General features: G+C 58.5%; 24 protein-coding genes and 1 tRNA gene. 12 read left to right on the top strand and 13 right to left on the bottom strand.

All coding sequences use genetic code 11. From position 1 onward, the window contains the following. The 10 genes from AC0IW7_RS17990 to AC0IW7_RS17945 all read left to right on the top strand — a co-directional run. A partial coding sequence (locus AC0IW7_RS17990) for an urea amidolyase associated protein UAAP1 (RefSeq protein ID WP_471819805.1) occupies window positions 1-605 on the top strand: 605 nt, incomplete at its 5' end. An 11-nt stretch (window positions 606-616) separates the two neighbouring features. Further along, window positions 617-1,252, top strand: coding sequence for an urea amidolyase associated protein UAAP2 (locus AC0IW7_RS17985; RefSeq protein WP_122493774.1), 636 nt, complete (start codon window positions 617-619; stop codon window positions 1,250-1,252). Window positions 1,253-1,519: 267 nt separating this feature from the next. Next, the gene (gene uca / locus AC0IW7_RS17980; protein ID WP_471819803.1) at window positions 1,520-5,167 is read left to right on the top strand and encodes an urea carboxylase; all 3,648 of its coding nucleotides are present in this window, start codon (window positions 1,520-1,522) and stop codon (window positions 5,165-5,167) included. A gap of 168 nt (window positions 5,168-5,335) precedes the next feature. Next, window positions 5,336-7,138, top strand: coding sequence for an allophanate hydrolase (gene atzF, locus AC0IW7_RS17975; RefSeq protein WP_471819802.1), 1,803 nt, complete (start codon window positions 5,336-5,338; stop codon window positions 7,136-7,138). 27 nt (window positions 7,139-7,165) lie between these two features. Beyond that, the gene (locus AC0IW7_RS17970) at window positions 7,166-7,432 is read left to right on the top strand and encodes a cysteine-rich CWC family protein (protein WP_471819801.1); all 267 of its coding nucleotides are present in this window, start codon (window positions 7,166-7,168) and stop codon (window positions 7,430-7,432) included. Between the two features lie 41 nt (window positions 7,433-7,473). After that, window positions 7,474-8,166: a pseudouridine synthase gene (locus AC0IW7_RS17965; RefSeq protein ID WP_471819799.1), complete on the top strand. Its 693-nt coding sequence runs from the start codon at window positions 7,474-7,476 to the stop codon at window positions 8,164-8,166. 287 nt (window positions 8,167-8,453) lie between these two features. Beyond that, window positions 8,454-9,488 (top strand): L,D-transpeptidase, encoded by a 1,035-nt coding sequence (locus AC0IW7_RS17960; RefSeq protein WP_471819797.1) that lies wholly within the window; start codon window positions 8,454-8,456, stop codon window positions 9,486-9,488. 111 nt (window positions 9,489-9,599) lie between these two features. Next, window positions 9,600-10,292: a murein L,D-transpeptidase catalytic domain family protein gene (locus AC0IW7_RS17955; RefSeq protein ID WP_471819817.1), complete on the top strand. Its 693-nt coding sequence runs from the start codon at window positions 9,600-9,602 to the stop codon at window positions 10,290-10,292. 418 nt (window positions 10,293-10,710) lie between these two features. Then, entirely contained in the window at window positions 10,711-11,583 is an 873-nt protein-coding gene (locus tag AC0IW7_RS17950) for an alpha/beta fold hydrolase (protein ID WP_471819795.1), read from the top strand. 100 nt (window positions 11,584-11,683) lie between these two features. Further along, window positions 11,684-11,757 (top strand) — tRNA-Gly (locus AC0IW7_RS17945). An 85-nt stretch (window positions 11,758-11,842) separates the two neighbouring features. On the opposite strand, the gene AC0IW7_RS17940 is transcribed toward AC0IW7_RS17945, so the two are convergent. The 13 genes from AC0IW7_RS17940 to AC0IW7_RS17880 form a co-directional block, all read right to left on the bottom strand. Next, window positions 11,843-12,337 carry a hypothetical protein gene (locus AC0IW7_RS17940; protein ID WP_471819793.1) on the bottom strand — a complete coding sequence of 165 codons (495 nt, stop codon included), beginning with the start codon at window positions 12,335-12,337 and terminating at the stop codon, window positions 11,843-11,845. Between the two features lie 30 nt (window positions 12,338-12,367). After that, on the bottom strand, window positions 12,368-13,360 hold the full coding sequence (locus AC0IW7_RS17935) for a phage integrase (RefSeq protein ID WP_471819791.1): 993 nt from the start codon (window positions 13,358-13,360) through the stop codon (window positions 12,368-12,370). Then, window positions 13,360-14,643 carry a hypothetical protein gene (locus AC0IW7_RS17930; protein ID WP_471819789.1) on the bottom strand — a complete coding sequence of 428 codons (1,284 nt, stop codon included), beginning with the start codon at window positions 14,641-14,643 and terminating at the stop codon, window positions 13,360-13,362. Before AC0IW7_RS17930 ends, AC0IW7_RS17935 begins: the two co-directional genes overlap by 1 nt. Window positions 14,644-14,762: 119 nt before the next feature. Beyond that, window positions 14,763-16,064 (bottom strand): zonular occludens toxin domain-containing protein, encoded by a 1,302-nt coding sequence (locus AC0IW7_RS17925; RefSeq protein ID WP_471819788.1) that lies wholly within the window; start codon window positions 16,062-16,064, stop codon window positions 14,763-14,765. A gap of 2 nt (window positions 16,065-16,066) precedes the next feature. Next, the gene (locus AC0IW7_RS17920) at window positions 16,067-16,423 is read right to left on the bottom strand and encodes a DUF2523 family protein (protein ID WP_471819786.1); all 357 of its coding nucleotides are present in this window, start codon (window positions 16,421-16,423) and stop codon (window positions 16,067-16,069) included. A gap of 2 nt (window positions 16,424-16,425) precedes the next feature. After that, a complete protein-coding gene (locus tag AC0IW7_RS17915; protein WP_471819784.1) occupies window positions 16,426-17,790 on the bottom strand; it encodes a hypothetical protein in 1,365 nt (454 codons plus the stop codon). 121 nt (window positions 17,791-17,911) lie between these two features. Continuing rightward, window positions 17,912-18,145, bottom strand: coding sequence for a hypothetical protein (locus AC0IW7_RS17910; protein ID WP_463551425.1), 234 nt, complete (start codon window positions 18,143-18,145; stop codon window positions 17,912-17,914). Window positions 18,146-18,396: 251 nt separating this feature from the next. Continuing rightward, on the bottom strand, window positions 18,397-18,537 hold the full coding sequence (locus AC0IW7_RS17905) for a hypothetical protein (RefSeq protein ID WP_463551424.1): 141 nt from the start codon (window positions 18,535-18,537) through the stop codon (window positions 18,397-18,399). A 22-nt stretch (window positions 18,538-18,559) separates the two neighbouring features. Further along, the gene (locus tag AC0IW7_RS17900) at window positions 18,560-18,910 is read right to left on the bottom strand and encodes a hypothetical protein (protein ID WP_471819782.1); all 351 of its coding nucleotides are present in this window, start codon (window positions 18,908-18,910) and stop codon (window positions 18,560-18,562) included. Window positions 18,911-19,086: 176 nt separating this feature from the next. Next, window positions 19,087-19,275, bottom strand: a complete 189-nt coding sequence (locus AC0IW7_RS17895; protein WP_471819781.1) for a hypothetical protein — start codon at window positions 19,273-19,275, stop codon at window positions 19,087-19,089. Between the two features lie 4 nt (window positions 19,276-19,279). Next, window positions 19,280-19,609 (bottom strand): lysogeny maintenance protein PflM, encoded by a 330-nt coding sequence (gene pflM, locus AC0IW7_RS17890; RefSeq protein ID WP_471819779.1) that lies wholly within the window; start codon window positions 19,607-19,609, stop codon window positions 19,280-19,282. A 3-nt stretch (window positions 19,610-19,612) separates the two neighbouring features. Then, a complete protein-coding gene (locus tag AC0IW7_RS17885) occupies window positions 19,613-19,801 on the bottom strand; it encodes a hypothetical protein (RefSeq protein WP_471819778.1) in 189 nt (62 codons plus the stop codon). A gap of 2 nt (window positions 19,802-19,803) precedes the next feature. Continuing rightward, window positions 19,804-20,016: a DNA-binding protein gene (locus AC0IW7_RS17880; protein WP_471819776.1), complete on the bottom strand. Its 213-nt coding sequence runs from the start codon at window positions 20,014-20,016 to the stop codon at window positions 19,804-19,806. A gap of 135 nt (window positions 20,017-20,151) precedes the next feature. Between AC0IW7_RS17880 and AC0IW7_RS17875 the strand changes: the two genes are divergently transcribed. Together AC0IW7_RS17875 and AC0IW7_RS17870 are read left to right on the top strand one after the other, a co-directional pair. Then, entirely contained in the window at window positions 20,152-20,427 is a 276-nt protein-coding gene (locus tag AC0IW7_RS17875; RefSeq protein WP_471819774.1) for a DNA-binding protein, read from the top strand. Window positions 20,428-20,631: 204 nt separating this feature from the next. Beyond that, window positions 20,632-24,822, top strand: a complete 4,191-nt coding sequence (locus tag AC0IW7_RS17870; protein ID WP_471819773.1) for an RHS repeat-associated core domain-containing protein — start codon at window positions 20,632-20,634, stop codon at window positions 24,820-24,822. Window positions 24,823-24,827: the final 5 nt, after the last annotated feature.

Genomic DNA, 24,827 nt, shown 5'->3' with positions numbered 1-24,827 from the left:
ACGTCAGCCTCATGCTGCTCAATGCCGCCGAGAAAAGTGAGCGCCTGAACCTGCCCGACAGCCTCAAGGGCCAGCACACCGCCAAGCTCACCGTCGGCCATTGCCTGTACTCAGACATGGGCCGTGTTCTGGCCGCCATAACCGCCGACACCTGCGGCTGGCACGACAGTTTCGGCGGCGTGTTGAATGCCGCCGAGGTACAGGAAAAATACGGCGCCGGCCGCTATCAGGAACTGCGCAACGGCTTCTTCCGCAACGGCGTCGACAACCTGTTGGTGGAAATGGGCAAGTGGAACCTCAACCTGCAAGACCTGCTCATGACCCTCAATCTGTTCAGCAAAGTGACGGTCGACAGCGACGGCTGCTTCCAGTTTGCCGAGGGCAATTCCAAGGCCGGCGACTACGTCGAGCTGTACGCGCCGATGGACACCTTGGTGGTGCTCACCGCCCTGCAACACCCCATGGATCCCAACCCCGATTACGCGCCAAAGCCGGTGCAACTGAGCTTCAGCAAAGTGGCTGAAGACGGCATCAGCGTGCTGTGCCGCACCTCGCGTCCGGAAAACGACCGTGGCTTCCACAACACCGAACGTCTGTACATCTGAGGGCTTTAACCATGTCGCTTACCCACAGCCCTTTCCATGAAGAAGCCGCCGTTTACCGCGCCACCATTGCTGCCGGTGAGCCGTTCCTGAAAGAAGTGAAAGCCGGGCAAACCCTGCGCCTGCTCGACCTGGAAGGAAACCAGGCCGTCGACACCTTGTTCTACAGCGCCCGCAACCCGCGCGAGCGCTACGACGTGCAACGCACCCTGCGCAAACAGAACCGCGTGTACCTCACCACCGGCACCGTGTTGTATTCCAACCTCGGCAACCCGCTGCTGACCATCACCGCCGACACCTGCGGGCGCCACGACACCCTCGGCGGCGCCTGCGCGCAAGAGAGCAACACCGTGCGCTACGCCCTCGACAAACGCTACATGCACAGCTGCCGCGACAACTTCCTGCGCGCCAGCCTGCACGACGGCCGCCTGAACAAAGCCGACATCAGCGCCAACATCAACTTCTTCATGAACGTGCCGGTTACGCCTGAAGGTGGGCTGACGTTTGAAGACGGCATTTCCGCTGCCGGCAAATACGTCGAGTTGGTGGCGCACATGGACGTCATCGTGCTGATTTCCAACTGCCCGCAATTGAACAACCCCTGCAACGGCTACAACCCGACACCGGCGGAGTTCTTGGTATGGGACTGATTCGGCGGTGGTTGTTTGCGCTGTGCCAGAGCCGCAGTGGGCAGGTTTTGCAGGTGAGCCCCCCTCTCCCGCCTGCGGGAGAGGGGCTGGGGGAGAGGGCTGCGTCTGACGCAGATTCAAAACCCTCTCCCTAACCCTCTCCCCTGTCCGGGCGACCGCAGCGGGCAGAGGGGACCGACCGAGTAAAGCATTTACACCGCGGACGACCGCCGGTGCACACCCAAATACAGCGGGACGGCCCGCCTCCCCTTTCGAGGGCTTAACGCCATGTTCACCAAACTGCTGATCGCCAACCGTGGCGCCATTGCCTGCCGCATTTTGCGCACCCTGCGCGCGCTTGAGGTGCAGGGCGTGGCCGTGTATTCCGAGGCCGACGCCGCCAGCTTGCATATTCAGCAAGCCGACGAAGCCTTCAGCCTCGGCGAAGGCGCGGCGGCGGGCACGTATTTGCAGGTGCAGAAAATTCTCGCCGTCGCCCAACAAACCGGCGCCCAAGCCATTCACCCGGGCTACGGCTTTCTCTCGGAAAACGCCGCTTTTGCCGAAGCCTGCGAAGCCGCCGGCATCGCCTTCGTCGGCCCAACGCCAGAGCAACTGCGCGTGTTCGGCCTCAAGCACACGGCGCGCGCCCTGGCCAAACAGCACGGCGTGGCCATGCTTGAAGGCACCGAACTGCTGGAAAACCTCGACGCCGCGCTGCTGGCGGGCGAGCAGGTGGGTTATCCGGTGATGCTGAAAAGTACCGCGGGCGGCGGCGGCATCGGCATGCGCGTGTGCCGTTCGGCCGAGGAATTGAGCGAGGCGTTCGACGCGGTCAAACGTCTGGGCCAGAACAACTTCAGCGATGCCGGCGTGTTTATCGAGAAATACATCCAGCGCGCCCGCCACCTGGAAGTACAGGTGTTCGGCGACGGCGCCGGTGAGGTGATCGCCCTCGGCGTGCGCGACTGTTCCGTGCAGCGGCGCAATCAGAAAGTGCTGGAGGAAACCCCGGCCACCAACCTGCCCGCTGGCATGGTCGACGAGCTCTGCGCCGCCGCCATCAAGCTGGCCAAGGCGGTGAACTACCGCAGCGCCGGCACCGTCGAGTTCGTCTACGACAGCGAAGCCAGCCAGTTTTATTTCCTCGAAGTGAACACCCGCTTGCAGGTCGAACACGGCGTGACCGAGCAAGTGTGGGGCGTCGATCTGGTCAGCTGGATGATTCAACTGGCCGCTGGCGACCTGCCGCCGCTGAGCGAACTGAGCGAGCACTTGCGCCCCAACGGCCATGCCATTCAAGCGCGTTTGTATGCGGAAGATCCGGGCCGCGACTTCCAGCCGAGCCCGGGCCTGCTGACCGCCGTGCAATTTCCGCCGGCCGATGGCAAAACCCTGCGCATCGACACGTGGGTAGAGGCCGGCTGCGAAATTCCGCCGTACTTCGACCCCATGATCGCCAAGCTCATCGCCTGGGCGCCGACCCGCGAAGAAGCCAGCGCCGGGCTTTACAACGCCTTGGGCGACAGCGTGCTGTACGGCGTGGAAAGCAACCGCGACTACCTGCGCCAAATCATCAAAGACGCACCGTTCGCCAGCGGCCACCCCTGGACCCGCTGCCTCGAACAATTGGTCTACAAGGCCGACACCTTCGAAGTGCTCGGCGCCGGCACGCAAACCACCGTGCAGGACTACCCCGGCCGCCTCGGCTACTGGGCCGTTGGCGTACCGCCTTCAGGCCCGATGGACAGCCTGGCGCTGCGCCTGGGCAACCGTTTGCTCGGCAATGAAGAAGGCGCCGCCGCGCTGGAAATCACCATGAGCGGCCCGACGCTGCGCTTTAACACCGACGCCGTGGTGGCGATAACCGGCGCCGACATTCCCCTGAGCCTCGACGGCGCGGCTCAGCCGATGAATACCGCCTTACTGGTAAAAGCCGGCAGCACCCTAAGCGTCGGCACCATCGCCGGGGCCGGCGCGCGCAGTTACCTGTGCCTGCGCGGCGGTGTGCAAGTGCCGGATTATCTGGGCAGCAAAAGCACCTTCACCCTCGGCCAGTTCGGCGGCCATGGCGGCCGCGCCCTGCGTGCCGGCGACGTGCTGCATATTCCTGCGCTCAGCGATGACAGCCACGGCGCCGCACTGGGCGGCGAACTGTGCCCGCCGCTGCCCGCCGTGCGCAGCATTCGTGTGATTTACGGTCCCCATGGCGCGCCGGAATATTTCACGCCCGAGTACATCGACACCTTCTTCGCCACGCATTGGGAAGTGCACTTCAACTCCAGCCGCACCGGCGTGCGCCTGATCGGCCCGAAACCGCAATGGGTGCGCGAGAGTGGCGGCGAGGCCGGCCTGCATCCCTCGAACATCCACGACAACCCGTACGCCATCGGCGCCGTGGACTTTACCGGCGACATGCCGGTAATCCTCGGTCCGGACGGCCCGAGCCTGGGCGGCTTTGTGTGCCCAGTGACGATTATTGAGGCAGACCTTTGGCAACTGGGGCAGTTGAAGGCTGGGGATAAGGTGCAGTTCACGGCCGTCAGCATTAGCGAAGCACGTTTGCTTGCAGCGACGCCGCTTTGCTCCCCTCGCCCGCTCGCGGGAGAGGGGCTGGGGGAGAGGGCCGGTTCCAACATTGATCCCACAATCCAAAGCCCCTCTCGCCTGCCCTCTCCCGAGTTAATTTCCCCCATCGTGCTCGACCTCGGCGACAACGACACCCGCCTCGTCGCCCGCCTTTCCGGCGACACCCATTTGCTGGTGGAAATCGGCGCGCCAGAGTTGGACCTGGTGCTGCGCTTCCGTGGCCACGCGCTGATGCAGGCGCTGGAAGCCAAGCATTTGAACGGCGTGATCGACCTGACGCCGGGCATCCGTTCGCTGCAAGTGCACTACCAGCCGGAAACCCTCAGCCTCACCGATTTGCTCGGCATCATCGCCGGCGAGTGGGACGCGGTGTGCGCCGCGCAGAACTTGGAAGTGCCGTCGCGCATCGTGCATTTGCCGCTGTCGTGGGACGACCCGGCGTGCCAGTTGGCCATCGAAAAATACATGACCACCGTGCGCAAAGACGCGCCCTGGTGCCCGAGCAACCTGGAATTCATCCGCCGCATCAACGACCTGCCCAATCTCGACGAGGTGTACCGAACCGTGTTCGAGGCCAGCTATCTGGTGATGGGCCTGGGCGACGTTTACCTCGGCGCACCGGTGGCCACGCCGCTGGACCCGCGTCACCGGCTGGTGACCACCAAGTACAACCCGGCGCGTACCTGGACGGCGGAAAACTCGGTGGGCATCGGCGGCGCGTACATGTGCGTGTACGGCATGGAAGGCCCCGGCGGCTATCAATTCGTGGGTCGCACGTTGCAGATGTGGAACCGCTACCGCGAAGTCGAAGCGTTCGACGGCAAACCGTGGCTGCTGCGCTTTTTCGACCAGATTCGCTTCTACCCGGTGAGCGCGGAAGAACTGCTGCAAATTCGCAAAGACTTCCCCCTCGGCCGTTACCCGCTGCGGATCGAACACAGCGTGCTCAACCTCGCCGACTACCAGGATTTCCTCGCCAAGGAAGCCGACACCATCGGTGCCTTCCGCCGTCAGCAACAAGGCGCCTTCAACGCCGAGCGCGAGCGCTGGATCGCCAGTGGCCAGGCCCATTTTGACAGCGAAGAAGCGGTGGCCGAACTCGGCGAAGACGCCCCACTCGCCGTGGGCCAACACAGCATTGAAAGCCATATTGCCGGCAACCTTTGGCAGGTGCAGGTCGAGGCCGGGCAAAGCGTCAAGGCCGGCGATGTGTTGGTGATATTGGAGTCGATGAAAATGGAAATTCCGCTGTTGGCGCCGCGTGACGGGGTGGTCAAGGAAGTGCGCGTGCAACCGGGCTCAGCGGTCAGGGCTGGGCAGCGGGTTGTTGTGCTGGAAGAAATCTGAGGTCGAAACAATCTCAACGGCTTTGCTCCCCTCTCCCGCTTGCGGGAGAGGGGCCGGGGGAGAGGGCTGCGTCCGACGCAATTTTAAAACCCTCTCCCTAACCCTCTCCCGTAAACGGGCAGAGGGGACAAATCGCGTTTCGCTCGCTATCTACGTTTGGAGCCAACCATGACCCACCCATTCGACCTGCGCCTGAGCGCCGTCAAAGCCGCCTACCTGGCCGGCACCACTACGCCGCGTCAGTTAATCGGCGCGCTGCGTGAGCACGCTGCAGCACTGAATCCAGAATTCAATCTGTTCATTCATTTGCTTACGGCCGAAGAGCTGGAGCCCTACCTCGCCGCCCTCGACGGCAAAAGCGCCGACAGCCTGCCGCTGTTCGGCGTGCCATTCGCGATCAAGGACAACATTGATCTGGCCGGCATTCCCACCACCGCCGCTTGCCCGGCGTTTGCCTATACGCCGAGCGAATCGTCGACCCTGGTCAAGCAACTGTTGGCGCTCGGCGCCGTGCCGCTGGGCAAGACCAATCTCGACCAATTCGCCACCGGCCTCAACGGCACGCGTTCGCCCTACGGCCCGTGCCGCAACAGCGTGCACCCGGACTATCCGTCAGGCGGTTCGAGCGCGGGTTCCTCCTTGGCCGTGGCGCTCGGTGTCGCGAGCTTTTCGCTGGGCACCGACACCGCCGGCTCAGGCCGCGTGCCGGCGGCGCTGAATAATCTGGTTGGGCTGAAGGCCACCAAAGGCCTGCTGTCGACCGCAGGCGTCGTGCCAGCCTGCCGCACCCTGGATTGCGTCACTTACTTCACCGCCACCGCGCGCGAAGCCAGCCAACTGTTGGCGCTCACCGCGACGCTCGATCCGGCCGATGAATACAGCCGCAAGAATCCGTTGTGGAACGATGGCAGCGCGTTCGGCGTACCGCGCCAAGGCTTCCGTTTCGGCGTGCCGAAGCAGCTTGAGCTCCTCGGCTGCCCGGAAAGCCCGGCGCTGTTCGCGGCTACCGTGAAGCAACTCGAAGCGCTGGGCGGCGTGGCCGTGGAGCTGGATTTCGAACCCTTCGCCGAAGCCGCGCGCCTGCTCTATGAAGGCCCGTGGGTGGCCGAACGCTATAGCGTGGCCGGCGAACTGATCGAGGCGCAGCCCGACGCCGTGTTGCCGGTGATTCATGCCGTGCTGTCGAAAGCACCGGGCACCACGGCGGTCGAATTGTTCCGCGCGCAGTACCGTTTGCAGCAGCTCAAAGCCGTGTGCGACCGCGCCATGGCCGAGCTGGACTGCGTGCTCACCCCGGCCTACCCGCGCCCTGTGACGCTGGCCGAACTGGACGCCGAGCCGGTGAAACGCAATTCCGACCTGGGCTATTACACCAACTTTATGAACATGCTCGACTACGCCGCCATCGCCGTGCCGGCGGGTTTTATGGCCAATGGCTTGCCCTGGGGCGTGACGCTGTTTGGGCGGCCGTTCACTGACCAGTACCTGCTCGGCCTCGCCGATGGGTTGCAGCGTCAACACGGTTTGCCGCTAGCGGGCGAACGCAGCTTGAGCCTCAGCGCACCGGGCGCCATCGCGCGCAACGACCTGGCACGCGTGGTGGTGTGTGGCGCGCACCTGGACGGACTGCCACTGAACTGGCAACTCAAACAACGCGGCGGCCGACTATTAACAGCCACCCACAGCTCACCTGACTACCAACTCTGGGCGCTGGCCGGCGGCCCACCGTTCCGACCGGGCATGGTGCGTGTCGCCGAGGGCGGCGTCGCCATCGAGGTGGAAGTGTGGGAATTGCCGAGCAGCGAGCTGGGCTCGTTCCTCACCGGCATTCCCGCGCCGCTCGGTCTGGGCAAAGTGCAACTGGCCGATGGCAGCTGGGAGAACGGGTTTATCTGCGAGCCCTATGGCTTGGACGGAGCCAGCGACATCAGCCATTTCGGCGGCTGGCGCGCGTACCTCAAAAGCCGCTAGCTGACGGCGGCCCGATAGCGGGCTAGCATGTCGCATTCCGTGCGAGCTGCTGGCCCCATGCCGTTACCTCCTTCCTCCCAAACCACTGCCCAAACCGACCGCTGCCCGTTATGCGGGCAGGCGAACCAGTGCACCGTGGCGAGCGGCGATTGCTGGTGTTTCAGCACACAGATTTCCCCCGAAGCGTTGGCGTGGTTGAGCGACGAGCAGATCGATAAAAGCTGCTTGTGTCCGCGTTGTGCGCAAGCGGCTGGGCCAGCTCTGCCGGTGCGGCCAGCAACGCATCGCGGCTAAAGCCGCTCCCACACGGCCTTTTTTTCCAGCGCGAGCAACCGATGCGCCTCGACCGTTTTCTGTCCAACCTCCCCGCCGCCACGCGCTTTGATGCCCGCGCCCAGCTGGCTGCCGGACGGGTGACGGTGGACGGCGTGGTGACGCGTGACGGTTTGCTGGATATTCGCGAATTCCATCGTGTCGAACTCGACAATCAAGTGGTGCAGCCTGGCAAACCGGCGCTGTATTTCATGCTGCACAAACCCGCCGGCTACGTGAGCGCCACCGAGCACGACGAGCATCCCACCGTGCTCGACCTGCTGCCCGAAGCCGCCGAGCACCCCTTGCACCTGGCCGGCCGTCTGGACCTGACCACCACCGGTTTGCTGCTGCTGACCAACGACGGTCAATGGTCGCGCCGGGTGACGCAACCGACGAGCAAACAGCCGAAGGTTTACTACGTCGAGACCGAGCAGGCGATCACCGACGCCTACCACGCCGTATTCGCCGAAGGCTTGTACTTCGCCTATGAAAACCTCACCACCCTGCCCGCTCAGCTCGAGATTCTTAGCTCGCACAGCGCTCGGCTGACGCTGTATGAAGGCCGTTATCACCAGGTGAAGCGCATGTTCGGCCACTTCCAAAACAAAGTGCTGCGCCTGCACCGCGAAAGCGTCGGGCCGCTGGTGCTCGATGCGGCGCTGGGGCCGGGCGAATACCGCGCGCTGAGTGCGGATGAGATTGCGGCGTTTTGAGGGAAGAACAGCCGCTGCCATATCGAATCGCGGCTGACTGTAGGAGAGGCTTTAGCCTCGATTCCTGCAAGGGAATGACGATGAACCTAAGCAAAACCTCCGTCATTCCCGCGAAGGCGGGAATCCAGAATCTCGAAAAGGAATACCGATCCACAGGCGCTCACCGGACCAGCAAACCACTCCCACCAACCGTCCTCATCTACCTCCCCCCACCCAAGCAGCCAAAAAATTTCGGGACTAAAGTCGCTACTACTCGCTCAAAACCCATGCAGTCGTTCTGGAGGGCCGTGATGAAGGCGCTGAAGTTGCTCGTGGGTTCGCTCGTTGTCATTTCGCTTACCGGCGCCGTTACCCCGCCGGCCACCTTGGCCCCGTTGCCGTCCGCGCAAGACCTGCGCCAGCAGCTGCAAGATCTCAAGCCGGGCCAGTTTCTCTGGTATCCGCAGGTATCACCGCAAGGGCCGGTGACGGTGGTGGTCAGCCTCACCGAACAGCGTGCGTACGTGTACCGCAACGGCATCGCCATCGGCGTCAGCACCGTCAGCAGCGGCAAGAAGGGCCGCGAAACCCCCACCGGTGTGTTCAGCATTCTGCAAAAAAGCGTGGAGCATAAATCCGACCTCTACAACGAGGCGCCCATGCCTTATATGCAGCGCCTAACGTGGGACGGCGTGGCGTTGCACGCCGGCCATTTGCCGGGCTACCCGGCCTCCCACGGCTGCGTGCGCTTGCCCATGGAGTTCGCCAAAAAGCTGTTCGAGACCACCGGTTTCAGCTCCACCACGGTGATCGTTTCCGACGCCCACAGCGCGCCGGTCGAGGTCTATCACCCCGGCTTGCTGGCGCCGACCGTGAGCGCCGGCAAACCGGTGGCGACCGCCGTGTTGAGCGACGACACGTTCTGGAATGACCCAGGCGCCAGCGCCGGGCCGCTGTCGGTATTGATCAGCCGCGCCGACCTGCGCGCTTATGTATTTCGCGGCGGCCAGTTGGTAGGCAGCGCGCCGGTGTTGTCGCTGGACAGCAACGAGCAACACCGTGGCATGGCGGTTTTCTCGCTGCTGGAAAAGCCTTCCACCAACGAACTGCTGCCGCCGCAACCGCTGCATTGGTCGGCGGTGCAAGTGACCAATCCGGAATACGGCAACTCCCCGCGCGACCAACTGGGCTCGCTCAGCGTCGACCCGCAGTTCCTCAAAAACCTGCACGCCGCCATGGACATCGGCAGCACGCTGGTGATCACCGACCTGGCCTCCACCTCGCAAACGCGCAACAACGGCAACTTCACCGTGATCACCACCGACGCCGAAAAAAGCCCGTAACCGCTGGTCAAAAAATGATCGGAAGCGTTCGACCAATTGTGCACAATGCGCCCGCACTCGAACTCAAACAGGGCCATTTGATTGTTCACTCGACTTCTTTGGGGACGCGCTATTCAGCGCTGCGCGGGCGTTATCGGCCTGCTCGCCTTCACCAGCGGTTTCGCTGCTCAGGCGCAAACCTTGCCCAGCGCCACCGACCTGCAACGCCTCGCGCCCAGCGCCAGCCTGACCGCGCTAAAGCTCGCACTCACCGCCTACCAGTGCGCCAGCCAGACCGATCCGGACAAACTGTTGACCGTCATCGACTACTCCAAACCCTCACGCGACAAACGCCTGTGGGTATTCGACCTGAAGCATAAAAAGCTGCTGTTCGAAGAGTGGGTAGCCCACGGCAAAAACAGCGGCGCCGACCTGGCTACCTCGTTCTCCAACGTGCCCAACAGCTACCAAAGCTCCATCGGCCTGTATCAAACCGGCGTCACCTACAGCGGCAAACACGGCCGCTCGTTGCGCCTGGTCGGCCTGGAACCGGGCTTCAACGACAACAGCCAATCGCGCGCCATCGTCATGCATGCCGCTGCCTACGCCGACCCGAAAGTGGTGCCCGGTCTGGGCCGTCTCGGTCGCAGCCAGGGCTGCCCCGCGGTGCGCCCAGCCATTGCCGGCAAACTGATCGACACCCTGAAAACCGGCAGCTACGTATTCGCCTACTACCCGCAAAAAAAATGGCTCGACACCTCGCGCTACCTCGGCGCGCAAAGCTGCCCCAGCACCGGCGAAACCCTGGCCGTCGTGCAAAAGTGAATACGTGTGGCCGGCAGGCGAAACCGGTCACTCATCGGACAGCCCGTGGCAGAGCCGTTTAATTTCCAAAAAAGCCCCGCCGTGCGCTTGCAGTGGTAAACGGCGGCTGCTTAAATCGAGGCACAAGGTCAGAGCGTGACTTATCAGTCACCGCGACCATCTAAGCACGTCCCCGGTTACTGACGCCCTGCGTCAATTGGATTCCTGCCTGGTTCACCCCGCCTTCTCGCAGGCGCTCCCCGCGCCGTGCAGCAGCTGTGTTGTTCGATCCTAACCGCTTGAAAAACAATAACTTACTTATTTTCATGGCTGACATTCAGTTGTCATGTCCAGGCGTTTTGCTGTCTGCCCAACACGGCTCTTTTTAGCGGCTACCCCGCTTACCGGAGCACCACCTTGCGCCAAGGAGGAAAACGACATGAGGCCAGAAACCGCCGTCGTTCATGCAAACAGCCACAACGTACACACCGAGTACTACGCCAACCCGGCGGCGCGTAAAACCGTCATCCTGGTTAATGGCTCGTTGGCCACCACCGCCTCATTCGCGCACACGCTCAAATACCTGACGCCGCAGTTCAACGTCGTCTGCTACGACCAGCCGTATGCCGGCCAATCGAAAGCGCACAACGCCCACGTGCACCCCATCAGCAAAGAAGACGAAGCGGAAATTCTGCTTGAGCTGATTGAGCATTTCGACGCCGACTACGTGTCGTCCTTCTCGTGGGGTGGCGTGGCCGCGCTGCTCGCCCTGGCGCAACGGCCCAAACGTATCGAGAAAGCGGTGATCAACTCCTTCTCGCCGCTGCTCAACGAGCCGATGCTCGACTACCTGGAAAAAGGCCTGTTCTACCTGCACACCATGGACCGCGAGAACATGGGGCAACTGGTCAACGACACCATCGGCAAACACCTGCCCTCGCTGTTCAAACGCTACAACCATCGGCACATCAGCAACCTGCACGACCACGAATACCGGCAGATGTACGCACACATCCACAAAGTGCTGCACCTGGACACGCACTGCCAAATGGCCTGCCTGCACAGCATCGACACGCCGCTGCTGTTCATCAACGGCGAGCGCGACGAATACACCACCGCCGCCGATGCGCGCCTGTTCGGCAATCACCTCAACGACTGCCAATTCACCACCGTGACCAACGCCGGTCATTTCCTCGACATGGAACACAAAGGCGCCTGGCAACAAACCCAAACCGCCATGCTCGGCTTCCTGCAAACCGGCCAACAACGCCGCGTCCCAACGTACGAGGTCACGACCGCCATCGCCGTGTAAACCACGTAGGAAAAGCCCGCCCACCGCGAAAAACATCGCCCTGTTTATCGCGGCGGGCTTCATTTCCTAGGCGGCTTCTGGTACAAAGGCCCCCGCAAAAGCGGGTGTCGTATAATGGCATTACTCCAGCTTCCCAAGCTGATAACGAGGGTTCGATTCCCTTCACCCGCTCCAAATTGAACAAGCTAAAGCCCTGATTATTCAGGGCTTTTTCGTTTCTGGGGTTTAGGGTGTCGAAAAAGTGTCGAAGATAGAGGCGCTAGACCGAGAAATAAGCTGCGGAAGCGACCTGGCAGAAGGCGAAGAATCCTACGAATAGCGGGACCAGAAACTCGAAGAGCGCTCTGCAAAAGGAAACCGGGCTGGTCAGCGAGAACCATTTTTGGTTCTTCTTAAAGGCCTCTTGTATGAGCTCCTCGATAGCGACGGCGTCCCTATCATTCCGGTCGAACGCATCCCACCCTTCTCTAGTTGCATCAACGTCATGCGCAAAAATTTCTTTTTTCCATGCTACAAAATCAGAGAAGGCGTAGACGGAAAACGCCACACAGAAATAGAAAAGAATCGAAGCCAACAACCACAGGAATATTTGCTGATCAGAGTTTCCGAACTCGATGCCCAGCGCGCTTATCTTGGTTGGTACCGCGCCTGTTTTCATAATGAAAATACTAAGAACGCTCAACCCCAGTAGCATCCTTCGCTCCTTACGGGTGACCTCTGAGAGTGGGTCCACAAGCCTTAGATCTTTTGCCATGCGAAAACTTCCCTGTAGTTGGCGAAACCGCTAAACGCTAAGTCCCTGCAAAGGCCCCAATCTTATTGCATCGTTCAAGTGTTCGGGAGCTAGATGCGCATATCGCATAGTCATGCTGAGAGAGGCATGCCCCAAGATTTCCTTTAGCGTCACGATGTGACCACCTCCCATGATGAAGTGAGCTGCGAAGGTGTGACGCAGGATATGGCTTGATTGGCCCCGTGGCGGGTTGATCGACGTCGACAAAAGCACTTGGCGAAATACGCCGATGCAGTTAGTGAAGTAGCCATACACGCCCCAATGATTCCGCAACGCGGTTACCAGCTCCGGTGTGACAGGCACCATACGAACGCGTTTTGATTTAGTCCTGGCGAACACCAACGAGTTACCCCGGATGTGCTCTGGCCGCAGCGATTGAGCCTCACCCCACCGACACCCGGTCGAAAGGCAAATGTACGCAACCATCGAGATATGCGGCGAAGTCGTTTTCTCACGCATTGCCTGTAGCAGCTCCGATATCTGAGGCTTCGTCAGATAGGCCAACGCTCGTTCCTGCAAGCGGACCGGCCGAAGACGCGTAAACGGGCACGGGTAGTCGATCACATCGAGCTTATGCAGCTCGTTGTACACAGCTTTCAAGTAGCCAAGACGATTGTTAGCGGTCTTCCCTGTGATGCCATCGGCCATCCATGCAGCGCGAGCACCTGCAATCTTTGCCCCATCAATCAAACGTGCTTGCGGATCACCCATAGCCTTTGCTGTTGCCTTCAAGATGGCGAAACGGCGAACGCCATCGGTGAGCGATACGCCGTGCAGTTCAAACCAAAGCTGGACTAGTTCGGATAACCGCCGCTTGTCCTTTTTGGGCGCACCACCCGCAGGAGAAACAGCTGTATTTGCACGGCAGGACGCCTCATACCTCAATGCATCGGCCTTTGCCTTGAAAGTCTTGCGGAAACGGGTACCTTTGATCGGTTCGACGTCGACCTTCCAACGACCGTTGGGGAGCTGTTTAATAGACACTAAACCGCCCTCCCCCAACGAACGTTTCGTTCCTCAAGCAGCGCTTTGATGTGTTTGTAGAGGTCGTGCTCTGTCATGTCCTTAGCGGCGTAGTGATCGCGGATAACGACCCAGCAGTCCCATTGCTGAAGCGTGGCGAAAGCCTTTTTTGCACCCACCTTTTCCCTTGCCAGCAAGCTGACGAAGTTGCCCAAGAACAGCTCAACGTTCTTACCGCTAAAGCCTCGACTGGTCTTGTAGTAGCGCTTGTAGTCGGTGTCATCGAGGAGCGAATCTGCTTCGATCTCGACCTTCACGTCATCACGAATAAGGGTCCAAATGGCATCGAAGCAGCCAGGGCGAACCAGCAACTTGAACTGACCTAGGCCGTACCGCCACAGACCGTCCAGATGGGCCGAAAACGCCTCAAACGAACGGGTGTCTAGGATTGCACCGGACGCCACATCGACAGACCCGCTAGCGAATTGCTGAATGATTGAGTGGTGGTAACGCAGCTCGATGCGCCACACATCTTCGTCCGGGTTGTAATTGCACGGGTCGTCTTGATCGAAGGAGTTCCGGCGACGCCAAACACTTTCCCAGTAGTCGAGCTTGTCTGTAGCTCGGGCCTGCAGGGTCTTGTTGTATATGCCGAGTTGGACGCCGGCTACAGATCCAAAAATGAACGATTGGCCCTTCCCATAGGTGGCAGATTCCAGAGTCCACTGAATTTCCTTGATGCCGGAGATATCACGAGAGATACGGGAGCGGCAGTGCATACGCGCGACCAGATCAACAGGCGGTTTCCAGCCTTGAACATCAAGCGCCAAGTGAACAGCGCATTGGTTGATTTCGAGGTGCGAGAGGATCTGTTCAGCGTAAAAATCTAGGCGGGCTTGTAGACGCTCTGGCGACAGGTTGTCGATGGCGTGGGGCGATACTTCGATTTTGAGGTGCGGGCCAATGCAGTCGATTTTGGCGTTGAAGTTCTTGACCAGCAGAATCAGGCCAAGGTCAGCGTTTTGCAGCTTGTACTGATACCCGGAGTCCTTCCCTACCCTCCCCGAATGCCAACGCTGGCCAGCGAAGTCGACCAGAACGCCGGGGGTCTCAAACAGCGCCATGATTTCCGGGCGGATCATGCCCTTGTACAACTGGCGCACGGTATCGACGCCACAACGGAGCAGGCGCACGCCGGATAGGTCGGTCATTGCCAAGGTTGAAGGATCAACGAACAAACGACCGCGTTTGTCTTCAACTGCCGTTTCAATGTTCAACCGAGTTTGATCAATTGGCTTTGCCATTTTTCTTCCCTAATGCCGTATATAGCGGAATTCATTCTTGGTTTATCTGACGTGCTACAGGGACGTCACGCGGCGGCTCGCTTGCTCTGTACCGAGCCGCGCGCTCGCCGCCTTGCTCCTCAATTCAGGAGCGTTCTGGGCAACCGGCTGTTGTCCGGGATGGCAATCACACGGGTGCCCGAAATCTCGCTTGCAGGAGCGTTAGCGTTTGTTTGGTAGGGGTTCGCTTGGGGTGTTGCGGATTGGCTGGATTGACCGCGCGCGAGCTGTTGCGCAGGCATTGCGCCCTTGCATACGGCTTGGCCTTCCCATTCCTTGTACTTGATGACCACATAGCAGGGGCCGCGATAGCCAAGCTTGTAGCCAATGTCGGCCAGTTCAGTTCCGGTCTGCCTAAATACGCGGCCTTCTTCATCCTCAACGCGGAACATCACCTTGCGGGTGAACTGCCCATCACGTTTGCCTTCGACTACAGCTTCAACATAGATATGCCGACCATCGAAGGGATGGGCTAAGACAGGATCCAGTGGAGCACCTGACCGGCCACCCAGAGAAACAGGCAGTACATCAGCAGCCACGTTACTAATATTTTGAGCAGGCGCAGCAGCAGCCGGAGCAGCTTTTTCAGCGGCGGGAGCAGCAGTTTCTTTGCTGGCTCCAGCAGGGCCGAAATCAATTCCGCCGAGAGAAAATACAGCGACAAAAACGCTGGCAATAAATGCCAAGAGAAAAAGTAGTTTAGGTGAGCGGAAAAGGCTCTTACCAGCCGTGGTGTCTTGGGAAACTCCGGTGGCGGTTGATTGGTAGAGCCGAAAGGTGTCGGGCTTGATTCGCTTGTATTCAACGATGGTGCCTTCGGCTGGGGCGCGGTTGAGCTGGGCGTCATGCTGGGCCTCCTTGTAGCGGCCAGATATGCCGATCACGGCAAGGTTTGAGTGCTTGTAGGCCATCTCGCTAGTCATCCGAATGTCGTCGCGGATGTAGCTGATGTTCGGTGTCGTTAGAACAACGTCCCAGTTCCAATGCCGGTGGCGGGTCCAGCCGTCGAGCCAATCCATGGGGCGATCAGCAGCGGCCGCCGCCTCACTACCACCCGGATAGTCGAATTGGGCCAGGTCCTTTTCGCGCCACGCTTTGGGGAAAACCAGCTGGGTTTCATCAAAGATGATGAATGCGCCCCGCGGAGCCCATTGGAACCAGGAGCGCATCTTTTCCATATCAGCCCGGACTTCTAAGTCGAGGTTGATGATGTCGACAGACTGGGGCACCTCAGGCATCACCTGCAGGACTCTTTCCAAGGTGAAGCCACGAATGTTGGTGATGATTACGCGGCCGGCTTTTAGCGCGCGTACCGCATCGTCTTGAATGGCGCCGGAGGTTTTGTACGATCCGTTTGGGCCATGGTGAATTTTGATAGCCATGGTCAGCGCCCCATGAACGGCACGAAGCGGAGCATGAAGCGGGTGGATAAGGCGGAGAACAGAATGTTCAGCGCCTGCGGGATACCGAAGAAGGAAAGCCCGCTCAATACCTCACCCGGCAGACCGGAGTACATCTGCCGGATTTGCTGGGTAACGCCGATGCTGTTCACCACGTCTTGGGCGGCTTCATAAGCCACTTCCAGGGCGAAGATTTGCATTTGGATATACGAGTACAGCGCGGCCTTGGTGGCGATCGCCATCAAGGTTTTGAGCAGGTCGTAAATACCAGTCGTGAGGAAGTCCCACACGTATTGGAAAAAGAGAAAAATCTGGTCAATGGTGCTGCTGATCCATTCCACGGTTAGTCCCTCAAGATGATGAAGCCGGCCAAGATCGTTGCGCAGGCGAGCAGGATGTATTTCAGGTAAATGAGCTGGTCTTCGAAATCGGCAGGGCAGAAATCGAGATTGGTGTTGATGTACGGGCTACGGATGGGGATGTCGTAACAGGGCAGCTTTGCGCCACCCGTGCCGATGTTCAGGTCGAAGACACCGGAAAACAGAGTTGAGTACTGGTTAATCAAGCTATCCAGTTGCTGGCGGCCTGCGTCTATCTTGGCCTGCCATGCCGCTTCCTCTTCCCCGAAGCCTTCGGATGCGTTACCCACGAGTTGCTTGGAGGGGCCGGCGATTTCGTCGTCGCCTTCTTCTTCCTCAACTTCGCCTTCACCCTCACCACTACCGGGCGTGCACTTGGCACCCTTACAGCTAGAGCTAGAGTCGCCGGGCGATCCGTCCGCGTTGGTGTGGTTGTTGTTGGTAGTGGTCGTAGTCGTCGTGGTGCAGCTGTTTACGCCGGTGCACTTGGTTTCGGTTCTGGTGGTCGTGGTCTGCGTGTCTTTCGAGCCATCCGGGTTGGAGGTCGTTTTGGTTTCGGTGTCGGTCTTTGTCTTGGTCGATTTGGGCTGTGTGATGACGCAGGTCCAATTGCCATTGACCGTGCCCCATTTGCAGTTTTCGTCGCCGTCTTGCTTAACCTCTTTGGTCTCGGTGCAGTTGTAGACCTTTACCGGCTTGCCATCAGCGGTTGTGCTGTCTGGACCGGCTTCGCACTTGTTCGAGGTTTCGACTTGAGGGGCGGTATCAGCCTTGGTGCAGTCGGACTCAAGATTGCATTCGGTGTAGCCCGCTGGGTTAGCTGCCGTGCATTGATTGCCGGTGTAGTTGCCGTCGTAGTAGTACGTGGTCCGGCCACCAGTAGTTAGCGGGTTGGAGTTCGTATGGTAAGCGACGGAGCAGCCGTTGATGCAAGCCGAGCCGGGGAGCGGCACCGATGCGGCAATGTTGGAAGCCCTGCCGGTTTTTTCGGTACAGGGGTTGTAGGGGACAACGCACTCCCCGGTCTCACCGTTGTATGTTGTGTTAACGGGGCAACCAGTACCCGAGCGAGTTAGTGTCCACCAAGAATCACGAACATCGGTCGGGTCATTTATTTTGACCTGCTTATAAGGGCACCTAAAGCTTGTTTCTGAAAGCCTAACAACGCCTGTCGTCGTGTATGTATAAACAGAAGTTGCGGCGTTTGCTTGGGATAACAGGATGGAGCAAACAGCAGCGGGGCTTGAAGAAGAAGCGCCGGGCCCCGTCCAAACGTAATCGGCAGCAAATGCTGACGGCAACACGCCCCAGAGAGCAAAAACTAAAATCAAAGACAGCTGTTTTCTCATGCAATAAAAAAGGAGCCTTTCGGCCCCTTTTCCCTCCAGATCAGAAGAACTCGCCGCAGCGGTAACCGGTGATGAAGGCCCCGGCCACGAATGCGCCGAGCCACACTGACCAGAGCATCTGTTACGACTTACGCAGCATGCCGAAAATGACGCCAGCGCAAGCCAGAACGGCCAGTGCGAGAGCGACATAACCAGCCACGGTGCCAGCGGAAGTTGCGCCGGCAGTGATTTGCTCTTCGATGCCATCAGTGCTGATTGGGATGGCAGCAGCCATGGCCTGACCAGCGGAAAAAAGAGCTACGCCAGTAGCGATACCCAGGTTGCGAACGGTGTTGCTCAGTTGCAGTTTTTTCATTGGTTGTTACCTCATACGTCGAAGGATTGAGGCTATCCATCCACCAGATAGCCCGATTACGAACACCAGCAGCACACCGCCAAAACCAACGGCGAAGGCTTTTGGTGAAAAACCACCTGAGACCAAAATGTCTACATAGCCAGCGGCCTCAGGCGGAATCAGATAGGCCTGTTGCCATCCAAGTTGGGAGCAGCTGATAGACGCATCAGCGTTAGTGACCCACTCCATGCAAACCTGAACAGCAACGACCATCAGTAGTTACCCACCAGAGGGAGGCCGCCGAACGCTTGCACCTGCGCTACCACCGAATCGGCAATGGCGAGGCCGTCAGAAAGGCCCCATAGGTAGCCGCCAATACCGGCTAAAGCGGCGATGAACAAATAGCGATGCATGGCAAACCCTCCCGGCTAGTCGTTACGCCTTGGGCGCTTCGGCAGTGGGTTTGCTTGGGGTTTGTTGGGGCGATTGAGTGGCAGCGCGAGGCTTAACCGACTCGATGTGCAGGGCGAGATTTTTACCTTTGTTCTGGCCGCCACGGGCAACGTCAAAGGTGATGCGCACAGTTTCCAGCGGCGAGAAGTGAGCACCGGCAGCGAAGATTTCTTCGGCGGCGTCATCGTCAGCAGCCATGCCGATAATCGACAGACCGTGTTCGGTTTTGCCGTCCGGCTCATCGCCGTAGAAAACCTTGATGTACTTGGTGCCGCCCTCGCCGTCGAAGCGCTGAGTGCCGAGAAATGCCACTTCCATAGTCGAACGAGCCATCTTTGTTTCCTCGCTTAGTTGCGCGTTATTGCGCGGTTTTGCCTTTCAGCAGGCCGAGCGATCCCGAGCGGATGAACTTTGAAATTTCAAAGCCGCTGGGGTGAATCGGATTGCTGGGGTTTTGGTTACCGGCCTACGTGGCCGCTTGAAGCTTTAAACCAAGGGCCATGCCCTTGTTATCCCGTTTCGCCACCCGTGCCCGCGTCTGGTAAACCAGCCCCGGACACGGGCGGCGATTTGGTTTGCCCGGTGTTTTCGATTGGTACATACCGAAAGCGCTTGATGAACCACCACCGAATCAGCACATAGGCCAGCAGTGGGAAATTCAGAACCGCTCCGAGAAGCGCCCATTGGTTGATAGCCATCAGATCAACTCTCCAGCTCGAACAGGTCGTACCGGGGAACGTAGGGCGTTGGCTTGCCGGTGTCGTACACAACGTTCCAATACTTCGGGGGCCGGCGCGATGGCGAATGTTTCTCGCAGATAAAGGCCGGCGTTACTTCCCACTCCGACAGCAAGACTTTCCAGACGCCAGCTACCCGGCCCATCTTTAAGGGGCGTATCGGGCGTGCAGACGCGGGGCGGCAGTGCTCGCATCGTGTGGATGGGGAGGAAACGACGCTCACCATCGCGGCCTTTGACCAGCAGACAGAGCAGCCACAATCCACGGAGTGCGGCAGATGCAGATACTTGTGCATTCGTCATTGCTCACCTCGCAGGATGGCTACAACGTCGTAGGCGGCTTCGCGGAGCTGTACCTTGGCGTCACGCAGTGCGCCGGTTTCGCGGCTTTCAGGTTCAAGGACGCATAGGTCGTAGAAATCTTGAGCGGGTACGAGCTGGAGCAACGCGCTTTGCAATTCAGGAGTGCGCTGGGCGAAGGCATTCATGGTCAGTCGTCCCGCTCTAAAAGCTGTTTGTGGTAGAGGGCGACATTGACCATGAGGTATTTGCCGATCTTCACAGTTGGGATGTAGCCACGTGCAAGCCACGCTTGAACGATGCCCGTTTGATCTCCCATCCCGATCCAGTCACAGAACTGATCCCAAGGCATTACAGGCGGGGCAACGGTGAATTTTTGAACGTCGGGTCCTTCCGGTTGCATGCGCTTTACTCCACTATGTTCAGCTATAACTAAGCACTGAGTTATTTGTATCTAATACAAATTTCATAGAGCGAATATAAGCCCCCTTGCATACATGCGCTAGCATTATGTACAAATTATATAGAACAAATTCGCATGATTCGAGAACGTCTTATAGCCGTTTGGGAGTACAAAGGCTTCACAGCTAAGAAGCTTGAGGCAGAGACCGGTATCGACCGCGAGAAGTGGTATGCGCTGAGAAATGGCAGAAGAAGGGCGAACGAAGACGATATCGAGGCTTTTGTGAAAATTGCCCCAGAGTATGCTTTTTGGATTGCCAGCGGATTAGTGATCCCAGAGAGCGGCCAGACCAGTCCCGAGTACGACGAAGCTAACTCAAAATTGGAAGATCGAGACGCGGGCAGCAGATAACTGAAGTAGCGGCCCGGCGGTGGTTTGCAAGAAAAGGAGTTTCATCGTGAAGATACTAGTAGCGGCATCAGGGATGATGTTCACCTATGCGGAACGGAGGCGGTTAAATGAATTAAATCCGCAGGCTCTTCTGTTAGTGAGTTTTGAAGCCGCGTTTTTATTATCGTTTTGACGCATTTTGGAAGATAGGAGCATTAATTTTTCATGATGGATATTTATAAGAAATTTTCTAGGATTTTTTTGTGGCGGCAAAAAGCTATTTTGCCGGCAGTTGTTATTATTACTGTTATTTTCTCTGGCGGAGCCCAAGCTGCTTGGTGGCATATAGCAGTGGGCGGCTCATTCGCCACTGCCCAGCTTGCTTGTAGATCTATTAGCCCGCCCGTTACTAATGTTTCGCGAAATTGGGTTGCCACTATCACGGTTCCTGATTCTACAGGGACCTGTACTTATGAGAATCTTCAAACAGTTGGTACCACTAGTTCCTGGGTCACATACACTGCCCCAATAAAGTTCGGTGGCCCCCCGCCTTGCGCTGCCGGGAGCTTAGAGGATGCAAACACCGGCGCTTGCGTCACTCCCACAAATCCATGTTCAAACGCCGACGGCCAATGCTCGCCTACCCCCAGAGATAATGGCAAGGCTCCTCAAGACTCGTGCGTCGCCAATCCCGTTAATGTTATGAGCGGAGGCAAAATTCAGTCGGAGCAAGATTACGTCGCTACGTCCCCATCTCCATTGTCGTTTTCGCGCTTCTACAACAGTAGTGACGGTGTATGGCGCCACAACTACTCAACCCGAGTGAATATTTCGGGCACTGATTTAACACTAGTGTCTGCCGACGGCCACGAGTCCTATTTTGTTGCAGCCGACACAACCGTGACGGGAGAGGCCTCTGAACTTGGGAAGATGTCGAAACTCTCGACGGGTTGGAATTACACTGCCGCTACGGGTGAAACATTTGTTTTTGATCAGACAGGTCGACTACTTCAGCAAATCACTGCAAATTCCGATGTGTTGAGCTTTGCGCACTACGCCGCGACTACGACTGTTACGGATGGGTTCGGTCGAACCCTAAGCTTTACGGAGGACGCCACACACCAACCGCTAACGCTGAGTGCCACGGGTACCGAAATTCAATTTAACTACAACGCTAGCTCACGGTTGGTGCAACTTACCCGTAGCCGCGCAGGGGTAACTGAACAGCGCCAATTTCATTACGAAGACACTCGCAATAGCAAACTACTTACTGGCATTACCGATGAGCGCGGTGTCCGGTATGCCACTTGGACTTACGATGAATTAGGCCGTGCCACCTCAAGTGAACATGCTGGCGGTGCTGCGCATTCTGACATCGCCTACAACGCGGATGGGTCACGCACGCTCACCAACGAGTTGGGTAAAAGTACTCGCTACACCATCTTAATGGCGGGCGGTGTCAAACGGATTCGCACGATAGAAGGAGAGGCGTCTGCAAACTGTCCACTGAGTAATGCGGCGTTTACTTATGACTATCGAGGGCTACGTATCCGCCAGTTGGATAAGAACGGTGCGCTAACAACCTTCGCTTACAACGACCGGGGGCTGCAAACCTCCCGCACCGAGGCCAGCGGCTCTTCAATTGCACGCACCACGACCACCACCTGGCACACCAGCAAACCACTGCCACTCACCATCACAACGCCAACGCTTGTGCGTACCTACGTCTACGACGACAAAGGTCGCATCACCCGCCAAACCGACAGTGCTAACCCTCCTGTAGCGGGCACCGAACGCGTGTGGAACTACGCCTACAACGCGTTGGGTCTTCTAGAAACCGCCGACGGCCCGCGCACCGATGTAGCTGATATAACCACCTACGCGTACGACGCGGAAGGCCATCTCACTACAGTCAGAAACGCTCTCGGTCACGTCACGACGCTTAGTAACTTCACCCTTGAAGGCCGTCCACAGACGCTTACTGACGCCAATGGCACTGCCACCATCCTGAGTTACACACCCCAGGGCTGGCTTTCTAGCATGGCGACCGGCAGTAGCGTCACGTCATTCGAATACAACGCCGTCGGCGATATCACCAAGACCACGCGTGGCGACGGTAGCTCGCTGACCTACACTTGGGACGATGCACGACGTCTAACAGCAATCAGCAATAACCTCGGCGAACGCGAGGAATACGACCTCGACGCCATGGGCAATCGCACCACCTTGCGCCGCACCGACAGCAGCAGCTCGCTGACCTTGCAGCGCCAATGGGTTCACGACGAACTGGGCCGTGTCATGCGGTCTGTTGGTGCGCAAGGCCAAACTACCAGCCAGCAGTACGACTTAAATGACAATCCCACGATCACCACTAACCCACGCGCCTTCAGCAATACCCAGGCTTACGATCTACTCGACCGCTTGGTGAAAAATACCGACGCCCTCAACGGTGTTACCTCCATCACCTACAACGCCCAGGACAACCCCACTCAGGTAGTAAGTCCACGCCCCGTATACACGACCTATCGCTACAACGGTTTTGGGGACCGTACCGCCATCGTCAGTTACGATACCGGCACTACCGCGTTCATCTACGACAACGCCGGCAACCTCACAAAAGCAACAGACGCCCGCAACGTAGTCATCACCTACACGTATGACGCCCTCAACCGCCTGACCGCGCGCAGTTACCCGGCCAAGCCCGAATTGAACGTCAACTACTATTACGACTTCACCGCCAACGGCAATAAAGGCATCGGCAGACTTACCGGCGTTCAGGATTCCAGCGGCATCCTCGGCTATTCGTACGACGAGCAAGGCAATCTGATCGAGCAACTTCGCTCAGTCGCGGTTAATGGTGTGGACCAATACGACAGCCTCACCTTTACCTACGACGGCGCCAAACAACTCACAGGCATCGGCTACCTTGCCGGTATCCACGTCAGCTACCAGCGCAACATCGCCGGCCAAGTGAGCGCGGTCTCACTGCAAGTCGGGAGCGGCACACCCAGCACGCTGGTAAGCAACCTCAGCTACCTGCCATTCGGCCCCGTGCAAAGCCTCGCCTGGGGTAACGGGCTTACCTTGAGCCGCAGCTACGACCAGGACTATCGCCTTACCAACCAAACCGCCGGCAGCTTAACCAGTGCCTACGGTTACGATGCCAACAGCAACATCGCCCAATATCAAAGCAGCCTGTTGGGCGGCATGAACTACAACTACGACGGACTCGACAGGCTGACCGAAGAAAAGAACGCCAGCTTGCGCAAGACCTACAGCTACGACGCTGAAAGCAACCGCCAGAAACGCGTGCACTACACAACCATCAACGGCACCGAGCAGACCCTCAGTACGCAAACGCTGACGTATCAAACCAGCAGTAATCGCCTTGCCCAAAAAGGGAACGACCTCCTCCAGCACGACGCGGCCGGCAACCTCACAAAGGTTGGCACCCGCCTCTACAATTACGACCAACAAAACCGCCTGCTCAGCGCCTACAACGGCACCGTGCTGCTAGCCGAATTCCGCTACAACGCCCTCGGCCAACGCACCCATAAAATCACCCCGCAAGGCACCACCACCTTCATCTACGGCCCCAATGGCCAACTGTTCGGCGAACAACAATTCGACGCCCAAGGCATCAAACAAAAAGGCCAGTACTACATCTGGCTCGACAGCATGCCTCTGGGCGGCGTAACCCTGACCTACAGCTCAGGCGTGGTCACCAGCAGCACCCCGTTTTACCTCCACAGCGACCACCTCAACACCCCACGCATGGCAACAAACGCAGCACAGCAAATCGTGTGGAAGTGGCCGTCGGATGCGTTTGGGGTTGGGGCGGCGACCGGGTCGCTTGAAATGAATTTACGGTTTCCGGGGCAGTACTTTGATCAGGAGACGGGGCTGCATTACAACTACTTTAGGGATTACGACCCGGATACGGGGCGGTATGTGGAGAGTGACCCGATTGGGCTTGAGGGTGGGTTGAATACGTATGGGTATGTGAATGCAAATCCGATTACCAGCGTTGACCCATTGGGGCTCATGGAGCTGCCGTCTGATCCAAGCAAACTACCTCCCGACTGGTCGAGAGATGAGACTCACAGAGATCCCAATGGTGAGCGTTGGAAGCATCCTAGCGGTGACCAATTGGATTTCCATAAGGGCCGGGAAGGCAAGCCCGGTTGGAGAGGTAAAGATCATTGGCATCACAATGGCGGCGAAGAACATCTTTCTCCCGGCGGAGATATCCCTGACCCTGAAGCGGAAGAAAAATGTGGCGACAACTGCCAGAAAACAGCTGTGGTAGTGTTCAGTGCTGGTGGTGCATACGTTGCTTACAGATGTCTACGAATGATTCCGTCCCTATTTCCTCCGCTTTGGCCGACCATTCCAGCAAACGCAGCGATCCCTTGAGAATA

The organism is Pseudomonas sp. AC229 (genome assembly GCF_979254655.1).
Note: the sequence above shows the minus strand (reverse complement) of the source record. Positions and strands in the feature narration are given on the sequence as shown.